This is a genomic window from Amycolatopsis sp. NPDC003731 (genome assembly GCF_053586895.1).
Genome location: NZ_JBSFNC010000031.1, coordinates 58,945 through 80,998, shown reverse-complemented (window position 1 = coordinate 80,998; position 22,054 = coordinate 58,945). Strand labels below are relative to the sequence as shown.

General features: G+C 72.9%; 16 protein-coding genes and 2 pseudogenes. 8 read left to right on the top strand and 10 right to left on the bottom strand.

Annotation, left to right across the window (positions count from 1 at the left end):
* The 3 genes from ACWDN5_RS16030 to ACWDN5_RS16020 all read left to right on the top strand — a co-directional run.
* Window positions 1-4,011: RHS repeat-associated core domain-containing protein (locus ACWDN5_RS16030; protein WP_449676836.1), on the top strand; the 4,011-nt coding region annotated here is incomplete at its 5' end.
* Between the two features lie 252 nt (window positions 4,012-4,263).
* On the top strand, window positions 4,264-6,321 hold the full coding sequence (locus ACWDN5_RS16025; protein ID WP_449676837.1) for a PQQ-dependent sugar dehydrogenase: 2,058 nt from the start codon (window positions 4,264-4,266) through the stop codon (window positions 6,319-6,321).
* Window positions 6,322-6,383: 62 nt separating this feature from the next.
* Window positions 6,384-7,391, top strand: a complete 1,008-nt coding sequence (locus ACWDN5_RS16020) for an SMP-30/gluconolactonase/LRE family protein (protein ID WP_449676835.1) — start codon at window positions 6,384-6,386, stop codon at window positions 7,389-7,391.
* On the opposite strand, the gene ACWDN5_RS16015 is transcribed toward ACWDN5_RS16020, so the two are convergent.
* A complete protein-coding gene (locus ACWDN5_RS16015) occupies window positions 7,385-8,284 on the bottom strand; it encodes an SDR family oxidoreductase (protein ID WP_449676834.1) in 900 nt (299 codons plus the stop codon). The genes ACWDN5_RS16020 and ACWDN5_RS16015 overlap by 7 nt on opposite strands.
* A gap of 103 nt (window positions 8,285-8,387) precedes the next feature.
* On the opposite strand from ACWDN5_RS16015, the gene ACWDN5_RS16010 reads away from it, so the two are divergent.
* Window positions 8,388-8,987, top strand: coding sequence for a TetR/AcrR family transcriptional regulator (locus ACWDN5_RS16010; RefSeq protein ID WP_449676833.1), 600 nt, complete (start codon window positions 8,388-8,390; stop codon window positions 8,985-8,987).
* On the opposite strand, the gene ACWDN5_RS16005 is transcribed toward ACWDN5_RS16010, so the two are convergent.
* From ACWDN5_RS16005 to ACWDN5_RS15995, 3 genes are all read right to left on the bottom strand, one after another.
* Window positions 8,954-9,892, bottom strand: coding sequence for a hypothetical protein (locus ACWDN5_RS16005; protein ID WP_449676832.1), 939 nt, complete (start codon window positions 9,890-9,892; stop codon window positions 8,954-8,956). The genes ACWDN5_RS16010 and ACWDN5_RS16005 overlap by 34 nt on opposite strands.
* A gap of 220 nt (window positions 9,893-10,112) precedes the next feature.
* Window positions 10,113-12,908: a BTAD domain-containing putative transcriptional regulator gene (locus ACWDN5_RS16000; protein ID WP_449676831.1), complete on the bottom strand. Its 2,796-nt coding sequence runs from the start codon at window positions 12,906-12,908 to the stop codon at window positions 10,113-10,115.
* A gap of 204 nt (window positions 12,909-13,112) precedes the next feature.
* A complete protein-coding gene (locus ACWDN5_RS15995; RefSeq protein ID WP_449676830.1) occupies window positions 13,113-13,730 on the bottom strand; it encodes a hypothetical protein in 618 nt (205 codons plus the stop codon).
* An 84-nt stretch (window positions 13,731-13,814) separates the two neighbouring features.
* Here ACWDN5_RS15995 and ACWDN5_RS15990 point away from each other — a divergent pair, with 84 nt between their 5' ends.
* Window positions 13,815-14,819: an ArsR/SmtB family transcription factor gene (locus ACWDN5_RS15990; protein ID WP_449676829.1), complete on the top strand. Its 1,005-nt coding sequence runs from the start codon at window positions 13,815-13,817 to the stop codon at window positions 14,817-14,819.
* 7 nt (window positions 14,820-14,826) lie between these two features.
* Here ACWDN5_RS15990 and ACWDN5_RS15985 read toward each other — a convergent pair whose 3' ends face one another.
* A complete protein-coding gene (locus tag ACWDN5_RS15985; RefSeq protein WP_449676828.1) occupies window positions 14,827-15,462 on the bottom strand; it encodes a hypothetical protein in 636 nt (211 codons plus the stop codon).
* Between the two features lie 96 nt (window positions 15,463-15,558).
* Between ACWDN5_RS15985 and ACWDN5_RS15980 the strand changes: the two genes are divergently transcribed.
* Both ACWDN5_RS15980 and ACWDN5_RS15975 read left to right on the top strand, forming a co-directional pair.
* The gene (locus ACWDN5_RS15980) at window positions 15,559-16,113 is read left to right on the top strand and encodes an RNA polymerase sigma factor (RefSeq protein WP_449676827.1); all 555 of its coding nucleotides are present in this window, start codon (window positions 15,559-15,561) and stop codon (window positions 16,111-16,113) included.
* Window positions 16,106-16,852, top strand: a complete 747-nt coding sequence (locus ACWDN5_RS15975; RefSeq protein WP_449676826.1) for a hypothetical protein — start codon at window positions 16,106-16,108, stop codon at window positions 16,850-16,852. Before ACWDN5_RS15980 ends, ACWDN5_RS15975 begins: the two co-directional genes overlap by 8 nt.
* Window positions 16,853-16,857: 5 nt before the next feature.
* Here ACWDN5_RS15975 and ACWDN5_RS15970 read toward each other — a convergent pair whose 3' ends face one another.
* The 3 genes and pseudogenes from ACWDN5_RS15970 to ACWDN5_RS15960 form a co-directional block, all read right to left on the bottom strand.
* Window positions 16,858-17,517 (bottom strand): hypothetical protein, encoded by a 660-nt coding sequence (locus ACWDN5_RS15970; protein WP_449676825.1) that lies wholly within the window; start codon window positions 17,515-17,517, stop codon window positions 16,858-16,860.
* Window positions 17,514-18,340: pseudogene (locus ACWDN5_RS15965) on the bottom strand (G1 family glutamic endopeptidase). The gene ACWDN5_RS15970 and the pseudogene ACWDN5_RS15965 overlap by 4 nt, the downstream one beginning before the upstream one ends.
* Before the next feature lie 173 nt (window positions 18,341-18,513).
* A complete protein-coding gene (locus ACWDN5_RS15960) occupies window positions 18,514-19,131 on the bottom strand; it encodes a TetR/AcrR family transcriptional regulator (protein WP_449676824.1) in 618 nt (205 codons plus the stop codon).
* Window positions 19,132-19,239: 108 nt separating this feature from the next.
* On the opposite strand from ACWDN5_RS15960, the gene ACWDN5_RS15955 reads away from it, so the two are divergent.
* Window positions 19,240-19,599: a hypothetical protein gene (locus tag ACWDN5_RS15955; protein ID WP_310976115.1), complete on the top strand. Its 360-nt coding sequence runs from the start codon at window positions 19,240-19,242 to the stop codon at window positions 19,597-19,599.
* Here ACWDN5_RS15955 and ACWDN5_RS15950 read toward each other — a convergent pair.
* Together ACWDN5_RS15950 and ddaH are read right to left on the bottom strand one after the other, a co-directional pair.
* Window positions 19,535-21,238 carry a S8 family serine peptidase gene (locus ACWDN5_RS15950; protein ID WP_449676823.1) on the bottom strand — a complete coding sequence of 568 codons (1,704 nt, stop codon included), beginning with the start codon at window positions 21,236-21,238 and terminating at the stop codon, window positions 19,535-19,537. The genes ACWDN5_RS15955 and ACWDN5_RS15950 overlap by 65 nt on opposite strands.
* Window positions 21,235-22,044: pseudogene (gene ddaH / locus ACWDN5_RS15945) on the bottom strand (dimethylargininase); the annotation flags it as partial. The pseudogene ddaH and the gene ACWDN5_RS15950, both read right to left, overlap by 4 nt.
* Window positions 22,045-22,054 lie beyond the last annotated feature (10 nt).

The window sequence follows — 22,054 nt, the reverse complement described above, 5'->3', positions numbered from 1 at the left end:
GAGCTGATCGGGCACCTCATCAGCTGGGCGCTGCAAGTCGTGTTCACCCTCGGCATCGGCATGACCTGGGTCGTGCCACAAGTCATCAACGCCGTCGCCAAGACCGCCTCCAAGATCGCCGACCTGGTGAAGCGGCTGGTGACGGCGTTGAAGGCGCTGATTCCGCTGCTCAAACGCGCCGGGGACCTGTTCTCAGACGCGGCGAAAGCGCTGCGGAAGATCAAGCCGGGCAAAACCGCGCCACCGCCCAAGCACACCGACATCAAGAGCGGACCGAAGGACATCGGCGGGCCCAACGGCAAGGGCGGCCCGGACGCGCCGCCACCGAAGGGTGACGGCACCTCGCCGTCGGGGGCGAAGGGAGACGGCACCAGCACTTCCGGCGCCAAAGGCGACCCGCCGCCGAAGAGCGACCCGCCTCCCGGCTCCAAAGGCCCCGACGACAACCCGAAGGGCCCGGATTCCTCCCCCGGCGGCGGCTCGACCACGCCCTCCGGCGGCGGGAAGGGCGCCGGGAACGACGGCGGCAAGCCGCGCGGCGGCGGGCTCGCCGACCAGAACGGCTCCCCCAAGGAGAACTCGACCCCGACCGACTGCCGCCCGGGCAGCGGCGACCCGATCGACATGACCACCGGGCGGATGATGCTCGCCCAGACCGACGTCGAGATCGACGGCGTGCTGGCGCTCGTTCTGGACCGCGCCCACTTCTCCGGCTACCGCAGCGGCGTCCACTTCGGACGCTCCTGGGCGTCGACCGCGGACCAGCGCCTGGAAACCGGAACCGACCGGGTCGACTTCGCCGCCGAGGACGGCACCCTGCTGGTCTACCCCGTCCCGGGCGCCGCGGCCGTCAAACCGGTCGAAGGTCCCCTGTGGCCGTTGCGGCGGCTCGGGGACGAGTACGTCATGGAGCAGCCGGACCTCGGCCGCACCCTGCACTTCCCCGCCGGCGGGGACACCGGGTGGCTGGCGGCGATCTCCGACGCCGACGGCAACCGGATCGTCTTCGACCGCGACCCGCACGGGACGCTGCGCGAGGTGCGGCACTCCGCCGGGCACCGCGTCGCCGTCACCACGGCCGACGGCCGGATTACCGAGCTCACCTCCGTCGGCACCCGCGACGACGACCGCGTCACCCTCGCCCGGTTCGCCTACGACGAGCGGGCGAACCTGGTGGAGGTGCTCAACTCCTCGGGCCGGCCCTACCGCTTCGGCTACGACGACGCCGGCCGCATCACCAGCTGGCAGGACCGCAACGGCCGGGGCTACGCGTTCACCTACGACGAACTGGACCGCTGCATCCACGGCACCGGCCCGGGCGGGGTGCTCGCCTACACCTTCGCCTACGACCGGGAAAACCGCGTCAACCGCGCGACCGACTCGCTCGGGCACACCACCACCTTCGAGCTGAACGAGGAGTTCCAGCTCGTCCGCGAGACCGATCCGCTCGGCGGCGCGACGACCTACGACTGGGACCGCCACGACCGGCTGCTCGCCGTGACCGACCCGCTGGGCCGGACCACCCGGTACGGCTACGACGAGCACGGCAGGCGGACGTCGGAAACCCGCCCGGACGGGAGCGTGCACAGCGTCTCCTACGACGGGCGCGGCCGCCCGCAGGCCACCGTCGAACCGGACGGCGCGGTCTGGGCCCACGAGTACGACGAGACCGGCAGGCTCGTCGCGACCACCGACCCGATGGGCGGGGTCCGCCGCTACGGCTACGGCCCGGGCGGGGCGCTCAGCTCGTTCACCGACGAAGAAGGCCGCACGACCCGGATCGACTGCGACGGCCTCGGCAAGCCCCGGACGGTCCTCGACCCGGCCGGCGGGCGCACCGCCTACACCTACGACCGGCTCGGCCGCGTCGAGTCCGTCACCGACCCGGCGGGCCACACGACGACGTTCGCGTGGACGGTCGAGGGCGAGCTGTGGAAGCGCGTCGCCCCGGACGGTTCCGTGGAGCGCTTCACCTACGACGGCGAGCTCAACGCGACCGAGCGGACCGACGCCGCGGGTGCGGTGACCCGGACCGACTTCGGCCCCTTCGACCTGCCCGTCTGCGAAATCGCGCCGGACGGCAGCCGCACGCGGTTCAGCTACGACACCGAGCTGCGGCTCGTCGCGGTGACCAACGCCGCGGGCGCGCAGTGGCGGATCGACTACGACGCCGCCGGGCGGGTCGTGCGCGAGACCGATTTCGACGGGCGGGTCGTCACCTACCGGAGGGACGCCGCCGGCCACCTGCTCGAAAGCGCCACCGGCACCGGGGAACCGACGACCTACACCTGGGACGCGCTGGGCCGGCTGACCGGGAAACGCCGCGGGGACAGCGTCACGACCTACGCCTACGACGCCGCGGGCCGGCTGGTGCGCGCGACCAACGCCGACGCCGACCTCACCTTCGCCTACGACCGCCTCGGCCGGGTGGTGGCCGAGACGTGCAACGGCCGCGAAGTCCGCTCGGGATACGACCGCAGCGGGCTGCGGACCGCGCGCCGCACCGCCTCGGGCGTCACGAGCACCTGGACCTACGACGCGGCGAGCGCACCGGCCGAGCTGGGCACGGCGGGCCGGACGATCCGGTTCGCGCACGACCCCGCCGGCCGCGAGATCGGCCGCGTCTTCGGCACCACGACGCTGACCCAGACCTGGGACGCGAACGACCGGCTCGTCGAACAGGTCGTCGCGGGAGCCGACGGGCGGCCGCGGCAGCGGCGCGCCTACCGGCACCGGGCGGACGACGTCCTCGCGGGCGTGGACGACCTGCTCTCGGGCCGCCGCGAGTTCGCGCTGGACCGGCTGGGCCGGGTCACCGGGCTGCAGCGGCCCGGCGGCAGCGAGCGGTACGCCTACGACGCGGCGGGCAACATCGCCGTGGCGGAGTGGGCCGCCCACCCGGCCGCGGGCCCCCGCGAGTACACCGGGACGCTGGTGCGGCGGGCCGGCGACGTCGAGTACCGCTACGACGACCTCGGCCGCCTGACCTGGCGGCAGCAGCCGGGCGGCCCGGCCGGCTGGAGCTTCGCCTGGAACGCCGATGACCGCCTCGCGCAGGTGCGGACCCCGGACGGCCACGAGTGGCGCTACGCCTACGACGCGCTGGGGCGCCGGGTCGCCAAGCGCCTGCTCGGCCCGGACGGCACGGTCACCGCCGAGACGGTGTTCGTGTGGGACGGGATCGTCCCGGCCGAGGAGATCGTCACGACCGGCGGCGCGCCGGCCCGGATCACGACCTGGGACTGGGAGCCGGACCGGCCGGTGCCGGTCAGCGTGCTGGACCGCCGGACCCGCGCCGACGGTGGCCTCGACGAGCAGTTCCACGCCGTCGTCGCCGACCTGATCGGCAGCCCGGCGGAGCTGGTCGACGAAGCCGGCCGGATCACCTGGCACTCGGCGCAGACCCTGTGGGGCCTGGAAGCCGGCGGCCCGGCGCCGACGCCGCTGCGGTTCCCCGGCCAGTACTTCGACGCCGAGACGGGCCTGCACTACAACGTCAACCGGTACTACGAGCCGGAGACCGGGCGCTACATCAGCCCGGACCCGATCGGGCTCGGCGGCGGCACCAACCCGCACGCCTACGTCCGCAACCCCACCGGCTGGCTCGACCCGGTCGGCCTCAAGGGCGGCAAGGGCAAGTGCAAGGGCGGCAAGGCGAACAACCCGGTGCTGGCCAACAACCGCCCGGGCCAGCCGGTGTTCCACGGCAACGCGAACGTGCCGGTGACGGAGATCAGCGACAAGAAGTTCGTCGGCATCCTGGAGAACCTCGCCGCCGGCCGCGGCGAAGGCGCGCGCCGCGCGAAAGAACTGCTGAAGCAGATGCAGGAAGGCCGCGGCTGGCAGCAGACCGCCGGTATCCACCAGGGCGGTCTCGGCGGCGCGGCGGGCGGCGCCGACCCGCGGCCGCACATCACGGTGAACGTGGGCGGCCGCGGCTACCACGTCCACGTGGGCAGCTCCAACGGCAACCTCTTCGCCCAGGACATCACGCCCAACCCGATCCGCTGAGAGGAGCGGGCACCCACCGCGGGTGCCCGCTCCTCTCGATCCAGCGCGGTTGGATACCTCCTCACCGGTCTTGTCGGCGGCAAACGGTTTGCGCTACGGTGACCTGGGAGCGCTCCCAGTCAGGCGAAGTTCCGCACCCTGCTCGCAAGGAGGCGACGCATGGCTGTCTGCGCACGAAAGCCTGGCGGGCCGGCATCGCGCCGCGTCCGGACCGGCTCGGCTCCGCGAAGAAACCGCTCGGCCTTCCGAGCGCTGTGCACAGTGGTGCTCGCCGGCTTCGGCGTCGTGCTTCCGGCACCGGCCGCCTCGGCCGCCACTGTGGACACCAACGCCTCTTACGTGCTGGTCAACCGCAACAGCGGGAAGGCACTGGACGTCGCCGGGAGCGCCACCTACGAGGGCGCCCGGGTCACCCAGAGCACCCGCGACGACCGGGCCTCCCAGCAGTGGCAGTTCGTCGACTCCGGCGGGGGCAACTACCGCATCAAGTCCAAGCACAGCGCCAAGGTCCTGACCTTCCCGTCCACCGCCGACCGGGCCGGGCTGGTGCAGAACACCGACGCCGGGCGCGCCGGGCAGCAGTTCCGGCTGGCCGACTCCGCCGGCGGCGACGTGCGGCTGCTCAACCGGGCCAGCGGCAAGGCCGTGGACGTGCTCGGCTCCTCCACCGCCGACGGCGCTCGGGTCGTCCAGCTGCCCGATACCGGCGGCGCCAACCAGCGGTGGCAACTGATCAAGCTCGCCGCCGACACCACACCGCCGACCACGCCGGCCAACCCGCGCACCACGAACCTGACGTGCGCCACCGTGACGTTCTCGTGGTCGGCGTCGTCCGATGACACCGGGGTGGCTTTCTACGACATCTTCCACGACGGGCAGCTCATGACCTCGGTGCCGGGCACCGCGCTGTCGGCCGAGCTGACCGTCGCGCCGGGAGCCACCTGGGGCCTGTACGTCAACGCGCGCGACGCCGCGGGCAACGTCTCGCAGGCCAGTCCGACGGTCACCATCACGGTGCCGCAGTGCCAGGCCGACACCGAGCCGCCCAGCACCCCCACCGGCGTGACCGCGACGGCCTCGGGCACCACCGTCACCGTGCGCTGGTCGCCCGCCACCGACAACGTCGGCGTCACGGGCTACGAGGTGCTGCGCGACGGCACCGTGGCCGGCTCCACCAGCGGCTCGGCCACGACCTCGTTCACCGACAGCGGCCTCGCCGCGAACACCCGCTACCAGTACCAGGTGCGAGCGCGTGACGCCCAGGCCAACCGGTCGGCCCCGAGCTCACCGGTCGCGGTCACCACCGGCGCCTCCTGCGCCACGGCGGTCTGCTCGGTCACCAGGGTCACCACCGAAACCGACCTGCCGTGGGGGCTGACCACCCTGCCCGACGGACAGGTGCTCTACGGCCGCCGCGACGCCTTCGAAATCGTCCGGCTCGACCCCGCCACCGGCACGAAGACGGTGGCCGGGCGGATGCCGGACGTCGCGGGGACCGACGGCGAGGGCGGGGTGCTCGGTCTCGCCGTGGCCACCGACTTCGCGGCCGACCCGTGGCTGTACGTCATGCACACCAGCACGACCGACAACTGGGTGGTGCGCATCCGCTACACCGGCGGGGTCCTCAGCGGCACCCCGCAGGTGCTGCTCACCGGCATCCCGCGCAACAAGTACCACAACGGCGGCCGGCTGCGGTTCGGGCCCGACGGCAAGCTCTACATCGCCACCGGCGACGGCCAGAACGGCGACTGGGCCCAGGACCTCGCCAACCTGGCCGGCAAGGTGCTGCGGATCAACCGCGACGGCACCATCCCTTCGGACAACCCCTTCGGCACGCCGGTGTGGAGCTACGGCCACCGCAACCCCCAGGGCCTGGCCTTCGACGCCCAAGGCCGGCTGTGGGAACAGGAATTCGGCAACAACGTCATGGACGAGACCAACCTCATCGTCCGCGGCGGCAACTACGGCTGGCCCCGCTGCGAAGGCACCACGGGCAGCTGCGCCGAAGCCGGGTTCGTCGCGCCCAAGCGCACCTACCCCGTCGCCGAGGGTTCGTGCAGCGGCATCGCCGTGGTCCGCGACGCCCTCTACATCGCCTGCCTGCGCGGAACCCGGCTGTACCGGGCCGAAATCTCCGGCGACAGCCTGACGAACGTCCAGCAGTACCTCACCGGCACGTACGGGCGGCTGCGCACCGTGGAACCGTCCGCCGACGGCGGCCTGTGGCTGACCACCAGCAACTACGGCGACAAGGACAGCATCGCCAACAACAGCAACGAAAGCATCCTCAAGGTCGAGCTCGGCCGGTGAACCCCGGCGGCGGGCCGGGACCACCGGCCCGCCGCCGTCCCCCTTGCGAAAGGAGAGCCGGCATGGCTCACCGCAGGACATCCCGGCACCGTCGCGTGTGGACGGTGGCGGCGACGGCGATCATCACCGCGGGCGTGGTGGCGCCCGCGGCGTCCGGCACCACCGCGGCCGGACCGTGCACGCCGGGCGCGACCTACGGCTCGCCGTTGCCGAGCCAGGCGGTGACGGCCCGGCTCATCCGGAGCGGGTTCAACTTCCTCGAAGGACCCACCTGGGACCGGCGGACGGGCACCCTGCTGCTGTCGAACATGCAGAACGCCACCGGTCCCCAGGGCGTGCAGCCCTCGGCGATCCTCCGGTTCCGGCCGCCGGGCACCTTCGAGACCTTCATCGCCGGCTCCGGCAGCAACGGCCTGGCGATCAGCGCCGACGGGACGCGGGTGCTCGCCGCCACCCACGACAACCGCACCGTTTCGGCCTATAACCTGGCCGACCGCAGCCGGACGACCGTCGCCGCCGGCGCACCCGGCCACGCGTTCAACTCGCCGAACGACCTGACCACCGGCCAGGACGGCACCACCTACTTCAGCGACCCGAACTACCAGCGCGGCAACCGCGCCGACGAGCAGGGCGGCCGGACGAGCGTCTTCCGCGTCCGCGACGGGGTGGTCAGCCTCGTCGACGACACGCTGCCGCAGCCGAACGGCGTCGTCCTGTCCCCCGACGGCAAGACCCTCTACGTGGGGGCCACCGGCGCCGACACGATCGTGAAGTACACCGTCTTCCCCGACGGCAGCACCGGCAACCGCACGACGTTCGCGACCATGCGGACCCCCGACGGCGCGACCATCGACTGCGCGGGCAACCTGTACTGGGCCTCCTTCGACGAAGGCCTCGTCCACGTCTTCTCGCCGTCGGGTGCCCCGCTCGGCACCATCTCCGCCGGCCGCAACACCACCAACGCGGCGTTCGGCGGAGCGGACGGGAAGACCCTGTACCTCACCTCCGGGGTTTCGGGTGCGTTCGGCCTCTACCAGACGCGCCTCAACGTGCCGGGCAACCCTTACTGACGTGCCGAGTAGGCGCCCGCGTCGAGGTCTTCGATGAGGGTCGGCCCGGTGGGCGTCCAGCCGAGCAGCTCCCGCGTGCGCTCGCTGGTCGCCGCGAGGTCCATGGCGAAGAAGCCGCCGATCCAGCCGAAGTGGTCCTGGACGCCGGCCTCCGGGATCGAGGCGGTCGGCAGGTCGAGCGCACGGCCGATCGCCTCGGCGATCTCGCGGGTCGGCACGCCCTCCTCGGCGACGGCGTGCAGGCGCGCGCCGGCGGGTGCCTTTTCCAGGCCGAGGCGGACCATGCGGGCGGCGTCGGTCACGTGCACGGCGGCCCAGCGGTTGGTGCCGTCGCCCGGGTAGCCCGAGACGCCCTTCTCGCGGGCGATCGCGGCGAGGACGGCGATGAACCCGTGGTCGCCGGTGCCGTGCGTGGTCGGCGAGAACCGCAGGCTCACCGGGTGCACGCCGCGGGCGGCGAACTCGAGCGCGAGGTTCTCGGAGCCGCCGCGCGGGGAGTCCGGGCCGTGGAACGGGGAAGCGTCGGCTTCGGTGGCGGGCCGGCCCTTGGCGAGGGCGGCGATCCCCGAGGCCAGCAGGAACGAGCGGCCGCTGTTCGCGAGCGCCTCGCCGATCGTCTCCACGGCGGCCCGCTCGGCGGCGTTCGACACGGCCGGGTTGGCGAAGTCGTGCTTGTTCGCCAGGTGGATGACGGCTTCGGCCGCTTCCGCACCCGCGCGGAGGCTGCCGAGGTCGTCGAGGTCGCCGCGCCGGACGTGGGCGCCCTTGGCCTCGAGCTTCGCGGCGGACGCGGCCGACCGGGCCAGCCCGGTGACCTCGTGGCCGGTCGCGAGCAGCTCGTCGACGACGGCGGAGCCGATCCAGCCGGACGCTCCGGTGACGAAAACGCGCATTGCGTGACTCCTTCTCACGGTTGATGTCAGTGACCGACGTCAGTCGCTGACATCGCCACCGTACGCCTGTATGTCAGCTCCTGTCATCACTAGACTCGGCCGCATGGTGCGCTGGGAACCCGGAGCCGCGGAACGGCTGCAGAAGGCCGCGCTCGAGCTGTTCGCCACCCGCGGGTACGAGCAGACGACCGCGGCCGAGATCGCCGAGGCCGTCGGCCTGACCGAGCGGACCTTCTTCCGCCACTTCAGCGACAAGCGCGAAGTCCTCTTCGCCGGCCAAGAACGCCTCGAGCGGGCGTTCCTCGACGGCGTGACCGCCGCCCCGCCCGACGCGCCCCCGCTCGAGGTCGTCGCCTCCGCGCTGCGGTCGGCGTCGGCCTTCTTCCCGGACGAACGGCGCTCGCACTCCCGCACCCGGCAGTCGGTGATCGACCGGAACCCGGCGCTGCAGGAACGGGAACAGCACAAACTCACCGCGCTGGCCACCTCGGTCGCCGACGCGTTGCGCGCCCGGGGTGTCGGCGATCTCGCGGCCACCCTGGCGGCCGAGTCGGGAGCCACCGTCTTCGGGATCTCGTTCACCCGGTGGCTCCGCGACGGCGAGGAACGCTCCCTCGCCGCCATCGCGACCGAGGTGTTCGACGAACTGCTGGACCTGGCCGGGAAGGCTCAGGCCGGCCGGAAGCTGCCCAGGCAGGGGTAGCCCGGAAGACCGGCCTTCGCCGGTTTGCCCGCCGGCGGGTAGCCCAGCAGCCACAGCTGCCCGGTCACCGCGACGTTCGCGGCCAGCGAGACGTCGGCGACGAGCTTGAAGCGCGTCTGCCGCCCGTCCGGGTACCACGCCCAGCCCGTCAGCCGGACCGCGGTGCGCGCTCGCGGCACGAACGGCGTGTCGAGCGCGATCCGCAGTTCCACCCAGCCGTCCTCGGTGAGCGGACGGCGGATCCGCAGGCTGCCGACGGCCATCAGCACGCCCAGCATCAGGAAGACCGCGCTGCCGCCGGCGACGCCGCCCAACCCGGCCGCGTCCGCGATGCCACCGGATTCGTCCTCCAGCGACGACACGAGCGCGAGTCCCGCCGCGCCCAGCACCAGGAGCGTCACCCCGGTGACGGCCGACCGCCGGGCCTGGAACGCGCGGTGCGCGGCGAGCACCGGATCACGCGACGGCGGCGTCGGGTAGCGCGGGACGAACCCGGCAGGCACCGCCGCGGCGGGCGGGGCGTCCTCGATCCGCCCGGACCGCACCCACATCGCCCCCGGCGGGCGGACGAACACCCGCGGGCCCGTGCCGAGCACCCACAGCCGGCGCTCGCCGGCCAGCTGGACCCGCGGCCCGCCGGGCAGGCGGGTCCGCAGCCACCGGCCGTCCGGCAACCGCACCGAGACCCGCGAACCCTTGGTGCGCAACCCATCGGGAGCGACGTCGAGCCGGTGGTAGGGCTCGCCGAAGAGGCTCCGGATGCGCCGGTACAGGACCAGGACGTACGTCCACATCAGAAGCAGGCCACCGAACGTGCCGAAGTAGAGGTAGGGCAGCGCGCTTCCCCACCCTTCGACGACCACGAGCAGCACACCCAGCAGGACGAGCGCGCCGCTGAGTCCCATTCGGACAATGGTCAGCCCGGTCAATTCGCGGACAAACCCGGCAAACAGCGGTTCGGCCCCGGACGGCACATTCGGAAGGGGTTCGTGCACGCGGACTCCGCCCGCGCCGGAAGTGCCGTCCATGCCTTGTCCCCCATCGGTTCGTGTGCTCGGCCGCGGCAGCGTATCCGGCCACGGGCCGCTTACCGGAAACAGGTCGGGCAATTCCCGGAATGGGCGATCAGAGATCGTCGAGCCGCTGTTGCACGCGGCGGACGTCGTCGGTGCGGCCTTGCTCCCGGAACAGTTCCCGGGCCTCCCGCCAGATCGCCCGGGCCCGGTCGACGTCGCCGAGAGCGAGGTGCGGGTGGCCGGATGATTCCAGCACGCCCGGGGTTTCGTGCGTGTTGCCCAGATCGCGGAGCATGGTGATGGACCGCTCGTAGTGGGCGATGGCGCGCTCGTGGTGACCGCTGTGGTGCTCGATGTAGCCCAGGCTGTCCTCGGTGGCCGCCTCGCCGGTGGGGTCGTCCAGGCGCCGGTGCAGCGCCAAGGCGGCCCGGCAGTGCTCGCGGGCGGTTTCGTAGTCGCCGAGGCGGGCCGCGCGCCAGCCGACCGAGTTCAGCGCGTCGGCTTCTCCGATCGGCTGGTCGAGGCCGCGGTAGAGGTCGAGGGCCCGGCGCGCGTGGTCGAGGGCCTTGAGGTCGTCGCCCTGCCGGCTCCACGCCCGCGCGAGCAACCGGTGGGTGTGGGCCTGGTGGCCGGGGGCCCGGTGTTCCTCGGCGGCGGTGAGGGCCTGGTGCAAGTGGCGCAGGGCGTCCTCGTGGTGATCGAGGTGGCTGTGGGTCAGGCCGAGGGCCTGGTGGGTGACGATGACGAGGTCCGGGCCGGGCAGGTGCCCGGCGGCACCGGCGGCGGCCTGCCACGCGGCGAGGTGCTCGTGGCGGTGACCGCGCCGGTAGTGGAACGTGTGCAGGCCCCAGGCCAGGTGCCAAGCCGTGGCGTGCCAGTGGCGGCGGGCCGCGGTGTGCTGCGCGGCGAGCAGGTTCGCGTGCTCGGCGTCGCACCACGCCAGGGCCGCCGCCGCGTCGGCGTGCGGGTGCGCGTCGGCGTCGGGCAGGGCGAGCGGGATCGGGTCGCGGTGGGGGTTCAGCAGCCGGTCGGCGGCGTTCACCGTGCCGGTGTAGAAGTCCAGGATCCGGCGCAACGCCGTTTCCCGCACCTCGGCCGGCAGTTCGGCGGCGACGGTGGTGGCGTAGGCGCGCACGAGGTCGTGCATGCCGTACCGGCTGCCGGGGGTGCGCTCGAGGAGTGACGCGTCGGCCAGCGCACGCATCGTCGTGTGCGCTTCCCGCTCGGGCAGGCCGATGAGGCGGGCGGCGGCGGACAAGCCGATGTCGGGACCGGGCGCGATGCCCAGCAGGGCGAACGCGGTGCGCTGCTGCTCGGTGAGGTGCCGCAGCGACCACGACAGCACGGTCGGCAGGCTCGCCGTGGGGTCGGTGGGGTCTTCGGAGTCGAAGACCGCCAAGCCGAGGGCCCGGAGATCGGCGACGACGTCGTCGAGGGGCAGGCGCGGGTCGGCGACGGCGCGGGCGGCGACGAGCGCCAGCGCCAAGGGAAGGCCGCCGCACAGCTCGGCCAGCTCCGCGATCGCCGGCGCGGCCGTCCTCGCGCGGCCCGGACCGAGGGCGGTGGCGAGCAGGGTGCGTGCTTCGGCGTCGGTGAGCACGTCGAGGGGCACCGGACGGGCGCCGTGGCGGGCGATGAGCCCGCGCAGCCGGGTGCGGCCGGTGACGAGCACGGTGCAGCGGCGGCCGCCGGGCAGCAGCGCGGAGACCTGCTCGGTCGTGGCGGCGTTGTCGAGCACCACCAGCAGGCGCCGGTCGGCGACCAGCGTCCGGTACAGGCCGGCGCGGCGTTCGACGTCGGCGGGCTGCTGGTCCCGGCCGACCCCCAAGGCCTCGAGGAACCCGCCGAGCACGTCGACCGGGCGCGCCGGTTGCCCGGCCGGGCTGAACCCGTGCAGGTCGACGAACAACTGCCCGTCGGGGAACCGGTCGAGGTTGCGGTGCGCCCAGCGCAGGGCCAGCCAGGTCTTGCCGATCCCACCGGCACCGCCGATCGCGGAAATGAACGCCACGCCGTCGGCGGGCGCGAGGACGGCGTCGAGCCGGTCCAGCTCCTCCTGGCGACCGACGAACGGCGCGGGCGCGGCCGGCAGCTGCCGGGGAGGCAGCGGCGTCACCGCCACCCCGGGCCCGGGTGCCACGATCAGGCCGGGATCGGCGGCGAGGATCCGGCGGTGCAGCTCCTGCACCTCGCCACGCGGTTCGGTGCCCAGCTCCCCGATCAAGCGGTCCCGCAGCCGCCGGAAGTGGGCCAGGGCGTCGGCCGAACGACCGGCGCGGTGCAGCGCCAGCATGCACTGGCCGGCGACGCGCTCGTCGAGCGGATGCCGCGCGGCCCGGGCCAGCAGGCCGGCCACCAGCTCCTCCCCGTGGCCGGCGCGCAGCCGCGCGTCGACCAGATCCTGCTCGACCGCCCACAGCTCCTGCTGCCACCGGTCGCGCTCGGCCTCCACCCAATCGCCGCTCAGGCCGGTCAGCGGGGTTCCGCGCCAGAGCGCGACCGCCTCGGTCAGCAGAGCCACGGTGCGAGCGTCGTCGGCCTCGGCTTGGTCTCTCAGCGCGCGGAAGCGAAGCAGGTCGACCGCGGGTTCTTCCTGGTCGATTTCCAAGGCGTAGCCGCCGGAGCGGTGGGCGATGGTCAAGGCGCCGTCGAACGCCCCGCGCAGGCGGGAAAGGTGGCTGTGCAGCGTCGCACGGCCACGCCGCGGTGTGTCGGCGCCCCAGACCCGGCGCAGGAGGCGATCGGCCGGCACGAGCTGTCCGGCGTCGACGGCCAAGGCCGCCAGCACACACCGCTGCCGCGGGGTCCCGAGGTCGACCGGCCGGACACCGACCTGGGCCGTCACCTCGCCCAGCAAGGCGATCCGGATCGGTGCTCCCCCAGCAACAGCGCGGTGACCAGGCACATGCAGAAGTCTGGCAAGAGATCGACACGGGGGGCCGGGCAGGGTGACTTCCGAACCACCACCAGCGCAACGGAACCTTTCCCGCGTCCGGCGGTGTCCGTTCCCATGCGTGCCGCAACTGATTTCGCCGTTGACACAGGAGGAGATGCCGTGCCGCACCGGATCGACATGGGTCTGCCGCGGCGTGCCGCCAGGCCACCGGGGTCACCGGCAGGCGCCGGTGCCGGTGGCGTCGATCCAGACCGTGATGTCGTTCTCGCCGGTGCCGGCCGGGGTGGTTTCCACCACCCGCAGCGAATGCGCGCCGACGGTCAGAGCATCGGGTGCCATGATCGCGCCTTGCTGGAAAAGGTACGCCTCTTCGAAGTCGAAGAAGCCCGGGTCCAGGAACCGCTTGATCGACGTGCGCTGGGTGGCCAGCGGGGAGCCGTCGAGGAAGAACTCCAGCCGCACGGCGTTCAATTCCGCCTTGGCTTCCTGCATGGTGAGGGACTTGTCTCCCCCGGCGATTTCCGCCACCAGGATGACGTGCCAGTCGTCCTGGCAGAAGTGCCGGCCGTCGACCGGCGGCAATACGCGAATGGCCACCCGCCCGTCGATGTCGGCCGGAGAGCCTCTGCCGGCGGTGCCGTGGATCCGGCCGGCTGCCCCACCAGTGCCGCCGGCGTGCAGGACGGCTTCCGCGTCGCCACGGCTGGTGCGACCGGGAGCCGCCTGAGCGGGCGTACAATTCAGCACGCCGATCACCGCCGATCCGGCGACGATCGCGACCTTGAGAACAACGCCGATCCGACGATTCCGGTGGAAGAAGAACGGTTTCATCAGGCCTCCTCGGGACGTGAGTGCCATCCAAGTCGCCGGTCCCGGCGGATTGGTTACGGATAAAACGCCGACGGGGGGAGCGACGTGGCTCGGTTGCGCATTCACTTCACCGACTCCGACATCGCGCGGACCCGGCTGAAACTCGAGATCGACCTCATGTGGGAGATCGTCGGCAGCGTCCAGGTCCTGCAGCACGCGGACGGCGGGCTGTCCTTCGACTCCTGGCGCCGCCGGGTGTGCGGGGGCATGAGCCGGGACCGCGATCTGCGGGCGGCCGTGTCGACCCTGGTGACGGTGGCGCCGCACGCGGCCTACTTTCCGGATTTCCTCACTCCCGCCGTGGATGTGTGCGATATCGGCGAGAGTGTCGACGCGGTTCTGTCGACGCCGGCCGGCCGGCTCGGTGCCGAGATCCGCCGCCTCCGGCCGACCGGGAGTCCGGCGGCGCGGTGGCTGGGCGACCTCGGCCGCGGGAAGCCGGCAGCGCTGCGGCACCTGCGATGTGCCGTGCGCCTGTACTTCGAGGCTCTGGTCGAGCCGTACCTGCAGGTGATCGACCACGGGCTGCGAACGGAGTGCGCCGGCTGGATCCAGCGCTACCTGCGGGCCGGCCCCGAGGGACTGCTGGGGCGGCTCGGACCGGGCGCGAACTGGCAGCGGCCGGTCCTGACCGTCGACTACCCCGTCGATCGGGACCTGCACCTCGACGGCCGCGGCCTGCTGCTGATTCCCGGCTACTTCTGCCTCCACCACCCCGTGGCCCTCGCGGACCCGCTGCTGCGCCCGGTCCTCGTGGTGCCGCTCCGGACCGAGTCCCGGCTGCTGGCCGGCGCCTGCGGCGGTGATCACGTGAGCGCGCTGCTGGGCACCACCCGGGCCACGATTCTGCGCTCGGTCGTCGACGGCAGCACCACCACCACGCTGGCCCGGCGGATCGGCGTGACCCCGGCGACCGTCAGCCACCACACGACCGTGCTGCGGGACGCCGGGCTCATCACGACCGACCGGCACGAAAACTTCGCGACGCACTGCATCACACCGCTGGGGCTGGAGGTGCTGACGTCCGCCCGTGATCACGGTCGGGCGTGACCGGTGTTCACCGCCTTCGCAGCCGAGCCCGCATGCGCCGCCCGCCCACCAGGAGCGCCGCACCCAAGACCACCACGAGACCGGCGACCGTCAGCACCGCCCCCAGTGACGGCGGCGGGTCCGGCGTGGGTGCCGCGGCGACCGGGACATCCGGCTGCGCCTGCACCGCACCGCCGCCGTCCAGCGCGATCGCCGGGGGCCGGATCGCGCCCCACGGCTGCTTCTCGCCGGTGCCCATCGGGTCCGGTGGCGGGGTGACCACCAGCCTTCCGGGCAGCGTCAGCGTGCCGATTGCGTAGTCGGCGAAGACGCCCTGGCGGGCCGACACGCGCCAATCACCGTCGTGGGGCAGGGCGATCGCGGCCGCGTAGTGCGCCGGCTCGCGCAGGGCGACTCCGGGGAACGCGACGGGGTCGCCCTGCGCGGGCGTGAACACCAGCGCGGTCGCGCCCAGGTCTCCGTAGCTGGGGTGGGAACCGTGCTGCAGCACCCAATAGCCGACGGTGTAGGGCTGGCCGGCCCGGAAGGTGTCCGGCAGCGGGTCGAGGTAGGTGACCGCCCAGTTGCCCGCCACGGCCGCGGGCGCCGCCACCAGCATGGCCGTCAGAACGGCGGCCGGCACCGAGACTGCTCGTAGCTTCATGCCCGCTCTACACCGCGGAAGTCCCGCCGGTTCCGCGGGAACCTCCCGGCCGCGGCCGGTGTAGAGGAAGGTGGAACACCGGTAGGAAGGGGGCGGGTGACGGACGACGACGCAGTGGTGGCCCGGATCCGCGACGGCGATCCGGCGTCCTACGGGACGCTGGTCGACCGGTACACCGCGCTCGCCCACCGCACGGCCTACCTGCTGGGCGCCGGGCACGAGGCCGAGGACGTCGTCCAGGAAGCGTTCGTGAAGGCGTTCCGGGCGCTGCCGTCGTTTCGCGGCGGCGCGTCGTTCCGCGCCTGGCTGCTGCGCATCGTCGCGAACGAGACGCACAACCTCGTCCGCTCCCGGCGCCGGCGCGCCGCGACCGAACTGCGCGCCATGCGCCTGGAACTGGTCCGCGACGACGATCCGGCGGCCCGGGCGCTGACCGACGCCGCCGGCGAGGAGTTGCTGGAGGCGGTGCGGGCCCTGCCCGAGAAGCACCGGGCCGTGGTGATCTGCCGCTACTTCCTCGACCTCACGGAAGGGGAAACCGCGGAGGTGCTCGGCTGCCCGCGCGGTTCGGTGAAGTCGCGGGCGCACCGCGCGTTCGCCCGGCTGCGGGCGCAGCTGGCCGAGCCGGACAAGGAGGCGGTCGGTGACTGATCCCCGCGACGCCCGGCTCGCCGCCGCGCTGCGCGAGCTCGGCGACCGCCTCGACGTGCCGCCCGCACCCGATGTGCGCGCGGCCGTCCTGGCCCGGCTGCCCGCCCGGCCGCGACGCGCGATCCCGCGCTGGGCCACCGTCGCCGCGGTGCTCCTGCTGGTGTTCGCCGCCGCGGTCACGCTGTCGCCCGCGGTCCGCGCGACCGTGACCGACCTGCTGCGGTTCGCCGGCATCGAGCTGCGCAGCCAACCCGGCCCCGCCGTGCGCGGCCAGGGACTGCTCCCCGGTGAACGCTCGGTCGACCTCGCCGAAGCGCGCCGCCTGGCCCCGTTTCCGATCGGGGTTCCGGCCGCCGTCGGCGGGCCGGACGACGTCCGGATCGCCGACGACCCGGCGCGCGTCGTCTCACTGCTCTACCAGACCGGACCGGGCCGGCCGCCCGCCGCGGTCGAACCGGTCGCCGTCCGGCTCGACGAGTTCGACGGCCGGCTCGGCCCGGTCTTCGAGAAGTTCCTCGGCATGTCCGGCGGGCAGCGGGTCAGCGTCACCGGAGCACCGGCGATCTGGCTCGACCGGCCCCACGAGCTCATGTACGTCGACCGGGCCGGGCAGTGGCGCACCGAAACGGCCCGCCTCGCCGCCCAGTCGCTGATCTGGCAGCGCGGCACCGTCACCTACCGGCTCGAAGGCGCGTTCACCCTCGAGGACGCCCTGCGGATCGCGGCGACGGTGTCGTGAACCGGTCATCCGCCGGAGCCGGGCGGCCGGGCGCACGCGGCCAGCACGGTGCCGCCCATCTTGATCCGCAGCTGGGTCGAAGTGGCCTCGCCGAACAGCTGCCCGGTCGGTGTCAGTGGCGGCGGTCCGGGACAGAGGACGGTGCCGTTGTCACTGCGGTAGATGCCGAGCCCGGCGACCGCGGTGCCGGTGGACGCGAAGACGAAGAACGCGTCGCCGGTCCCGGTGCTGAACTGGACGCCCGGTGGGCTCACCGCCGCCGAGGGCGCGAGGACGGTGAGGATCGGCCGCTCGGTGGGCGGCGTGGTGGTGAAGTCCACCAGGGACACCGAGCGGCTGCCGGGGCCGCCGCCGGTCGAGGACTCCAGGATCAGGACGTGGTTGCGGGTGCCGATGAACATGTACCGCGACACGCCGAGGGTCTGGTGGAACACCGACCCGGTCGGGCCGCTGACGACCAGCCCCGCCAAGCCGGTGGTGGTCCTGGTGACGGTCCGGTCGGCCATCGTGGTGGCCGGCGCCGAGGACCAGGCCAGCGCGGCGCTGTTGGTGAACAGGCCGGGGGAAATGGTGATCGGGTCCGCGGCCGCCGCCGGTGTCCCGGCCGTGGCCGCGAACGTCAGGATGGTGCACGCCGCCAGGGCCACGCGACGGACCGGGCTCATTGGTGCGCCCAGGTGACCGCGAAGTTCTGCCCGTTCCGGCTGGCGTTTTCGGTCGTGGCGTAGGTGGTGGTCGCGTCCTGCTCCTGGATCTTCGTCCGCTGCCAGGTCGAGCTGGCGGTCATCGACCCGCCGTGTCCCGCGTCGTCGGAGGCGACCGCGTTGCCCATCAGCGCCCGGCCGTAGTTCGCCAGCGGGAACAGGTCGCTCGTCCCGAACCGGCCCGGGACCTCGACGATCCATTCGGCGCTGGTGCGGGCGCAGACGAGACCGGCGGCGCACGTCCGGGTGGTGGAGAAGCTCGTGTGCTTGGTGGCGTCGGCGACGGTGATGGTGAACTGCGCGGTCGCCGCGTCGTAGGCGACGTCGGCGCTGACGAGTCACCGGCGTCGATGGTCAGGACGGGCTGGATGGCGTTGGTGGGGAACATCTCCCACCACAGCTGGTAGACCGGGGTGCCGTTGACGCACCGGGCCGAGCTGCCGCCCTGTTCGACCGTGCCGTTGGTCCACCCGTCGAAGCCGGCCCAGAACACCGCCCAGGCGTCCGACGCCGGGCAGGTGACCGGCCGCTGCGTCCACGAGGCGTGCACGTGGGTGAACGTGGCAGCGGGGGTGGACAGCGAGGTGATGGCGTAACCGGCCCAGTTGCGCGAGGTGGCGTCGACCAGCGGGCCGGCGACCGAGGGAGACAGGCCGGAGTGCCGGGCCGGACCGGCGTATCCGAGGGGGGTGCTCGCGGCGCTCGCGGGTGCCGCGGCCCCGGCGCTGAACACGACCGCGACCGCCGCGAGGACGGTGAGCGGCCGGAGCCGTCGAAGTTTCATGGCGCCGACGGTCGCACGGCCCGTCGACAATCCGTCGACAGTCCGGTTTCAGGGCACGAGGACGGGTGGGCTGAGGGGCATCGCCCCCGAGCCGGGCGGGCCGACGGTGACCCCCGCGCGGTAGGTCCGGGTGACGCGGATGTCGTACACCGCCGATTTGAGGAACTTCTCGATCAGGCCCCGGTCGCGTAGAGCGTCGTCCGGATGATGTCGGTCAGGACCTCGACGACGTTCTCGTCGTGGTCCGGCTCGGTGCCGCGGACGAGGTGGCTGCCCGCACGTTCGACCATCCAGGTGAGGACGGCGGCGGTCTCGGCCGGGCGGACCGGCCGCATCACGCCGGCGGCCTGGCCGCGTTCGATCGCGTCCCGGGTGGCGTCGATGATCGCCTGCATCAGCGCCTGCACCTCGGCGGCGACGGCCGGGTCGTAGGCCGCGGTTTCGGAGATGACGGTGAAGGCGGCCGCGCGACGGCGGTAGACCGCCACGATCGCGGTGACGGCCTCCGCGAGACCGGCCTGGTCCGCCGTCTCCCACCAGGTGCTCGAGACCTCGCGCAGCTCGGTCAGCACGGAGCCGGCGAGCCGCCGGACCAGGTCGCCCTTGTCTTCGAAGTGGACGTAGAAGGTGGAGCGGGAGATCCCGGCCGCCGCGGCCAGCCGCTCGACGCTGAGCTCGGTGAAGCTCTCGCCTCGGCCGACGAGTTCCTCGGTGGCCGCGAAGAGCCGTCGTTCCAGCTCTTCGCGGCGGTCCTGCCGTTTGCGGCCGGCGGGCCGGGTGACTGAGGGCACGTCCGGATCATAGCGGGACAGGATATCCGGACATACTGTCCGGACACAGTGTCTTGACGGAGTGTCCGAGAAGGGCGCATGCTGGGCGGACGAGCCCGGGGAGGCGTTGTGAGAGTGTTGTGGATCTTGTGGGGTATCGCCGTGGTGAACGTCGTGGCGTTCTTCGTGAGCTTGGCCGAGTACCTGGTTCGGGCTCGCTTCACCAAGGTGGGTGTCCCGTCCGTGCCGCTGATCTCGCTCTTCTTCGCCGTCGGGACGACGCCGGTGGGTGGCGTCTGCGGTCTCCTGCTGATCGCGCTGACCGACGCCGGCGTCGGTCTCGTCGCGGGCACGGCGGTCGTGCTCGCCGGGCCCGCGCTCGTCCTCGCGTTGTTCGTCGACAAGTGGTGGCGTTCCTCCCGGCTCACGGTCGGCCGTGGGTCACCGCCGACCAGGCGTCGACCGCGCCGTGTCCGTAGAAGCCGTTGAAGGACGGGTCGCCCGCGCACGTTGCCGTGTACGAAGCGTCGCGGCCTTCGTCGAGGTAGTCGACCGTGCGCGGGACCGGGCAGGGGATCTTCGACGCCGTCCTCTCGAGGATCCGCTGCACGACGTCCGGGTCGAGGCCCAGTCCCCCGCCGCGGACCGGGTGGCCGTACTGCGACACGATCAGCGCCGCGACGCCGGCCGCGTGCGGGGCCGCCATCGACGTTCCCTGCAGCCACCGGAAGTAGCCGACCCGGCCGTCGGCGGCCGTCTGCTTCTCGATGCCGACCGAAGCACCCGCCGGGGTGATGTCGCCGGCGGCGTCGATGTAACCGGCCGCCAATCCGACACTGCGGGCGTAAGTCGAGAAGATCTCGTTGTCGCGGCTGTCGTACCACGGCGTCCCGAAGTAGTCGCGTTTGTACCCGCCGGGGGCGGACACCGAGATCCGTTCGAGGCCGTAGTTCGAGTAGTCCGCCTTCGCCTGGGACGGGCCGAACCCGGCCACACCGATCGTGTGCGGCCCCTCGAGCGGCAACGTCAAGCAGGTCGCGTTGTCCACCGTGCGCAGGTGCGCCCGGTTGGACGGGTAGTCGGGGCTCGTCGCGTCCGGCTGCGGCGCGCCCAGGTCGCTGTGCTGGTTGCCCAGGGCCACCACGATCGTGACGCCCTTGCGGTGGGCGTAGTCCAGCGCGCGCTTCGTCGCCTCGATGACGGTGCGCTGCTCGGCCTGCTCGGCGGGGGAATCCGCCGGGTTCGCCGGGCAGTTGAACAGCCACGGGTCGATGTAGAACGACATGTTCACGACGTCGATGCCCGCGTCGCCGGCGTAGGTCAGCGCGTCGACCGTCGGCTGCAGGAAGTAGAAGCCCGAGTCCTGGGCGGCGCGCAGGCTCACCAGGGTCACGTTCGGCGCGACCCCGGAGACCCCGAAGCCGTTCGCGGCCGCCGCGATGGTGCCCGCCAGGTGCGTCCCGTGCCCGGTGCCGTCGACGTCGACCGGGTCGACGCAGCCGCGGTACTCGCACGGCCCGTCGACCGGCACGCCGTTCTCGTCGGCGACGATGTCCTTGGTGAAGTTGCGCGAGCCGGCCAGGTCGAGGTTCGGCGCGAGGTCCGGGTGGGTGGCGTCGATCCCGGAGTCGATCACCCCGACCTTGACGCGCTTGTCGCCGGGCTGGACCGTGCGCGCCAGGTCCGAGCGCACGGACTTGAGGCCCCAGAGCCGGTCGTCGAGCGGGTCGAGACCGGCGGACGAGCCTTTCGGCTTGGTCACGCCGCGGCCGGCGTCCGGCTCGGCGACGTCGGGTTTCGGCGCGGTCCGCCCGGCTTTGGGCACGGTGCCGATCGACCTCGACCGGCCGGCGCCGAACACCGCGCGGTCGCCCGTGACCCGTTCGAGGAACCCACCGGCGGGCGCGCTCGCGGTGATCAGGCCGGCCGCGGCGTTGCTCGTGACGACCGTGCCGCCCGCCGCGCGGATGGCCTTCTCGGCCGCGGCCACGTCGTAGCCGCCGGCCTTCTCCCGGGCCAGGACGGAGAACTCGGTGGTGGGGCCGGACAACCGCGGCTGCGCCGAGCTGGGCACGGCGAGCGCGCCCAGCAGCGGCACCGCGAGGGCCAGTGCGAGAGATCTTTTCACGGCTGTTCTCCTGGATGACGCAATTCCAGCGTGCAGCACTTGACGCTGCCGCCCCCTTTGAGCAGTTCCGACAGGTCGGCGCCGATCGGCTCGAAGCCCCGCTCCCGCAGCTGCGCGCTCAGCCGCGTGGCGGCCTGGGGCAGGACGACGTGCTGCCCGTCGGAGACGGCGTTCAGGCCGAACGCCGCGGCGTCGGCGGCGGAAGCGATGACGGCGTCCGGGTACAGCCGCTCGAGCCGCCGCCGGCTGTCTTCGGCGAACGCCTCCGGCCAATAGGTGATCGTCTCGTCGTCGAGCACGGCCAGCGCGGTGTCCAGGTGGTAGTGCCGCGGATCGACCAGTGTCAGCCCGACCACCGGCAGGCCGAAGAACGCCGCGGCCTCTTCGTGGGCCCGGGGGTCGGTCCGGAATCCCGATCCGGCCAGGATCCGGGGTCCGGCGACCAGGAAGTCGCCTTCGCCTTCGTTGTGCCACCGCGCCTGGCGGACGTCGCGGTACCCGCGCCCGGCGAACCACTCCGCGTACGCCGCGGACTCCGGGCGCCGCTGCCGGTGGCGGAAGCGCGCGACCAGCACCCGGCCGTCGACGACGGTGGCCCCGTTGGCCGCGTACACCATGTCCGGCAGCCCGGGCCGCGGGTCGAGCAGGTCCACCCGGTGGCCCAGGTCGAGGTAGAGGTCACGCAGCCACTCCCACTGCGTGACCGCCAGCCCGGTGTCGGTCGGTTTGCCGGGGTCCATCCACGGGTTGATCGAGTACTCGACGTCGAAGTGGCCCGGTCTGACCATCAGGTAGTGCCGCACTGTTCTCCTCGGG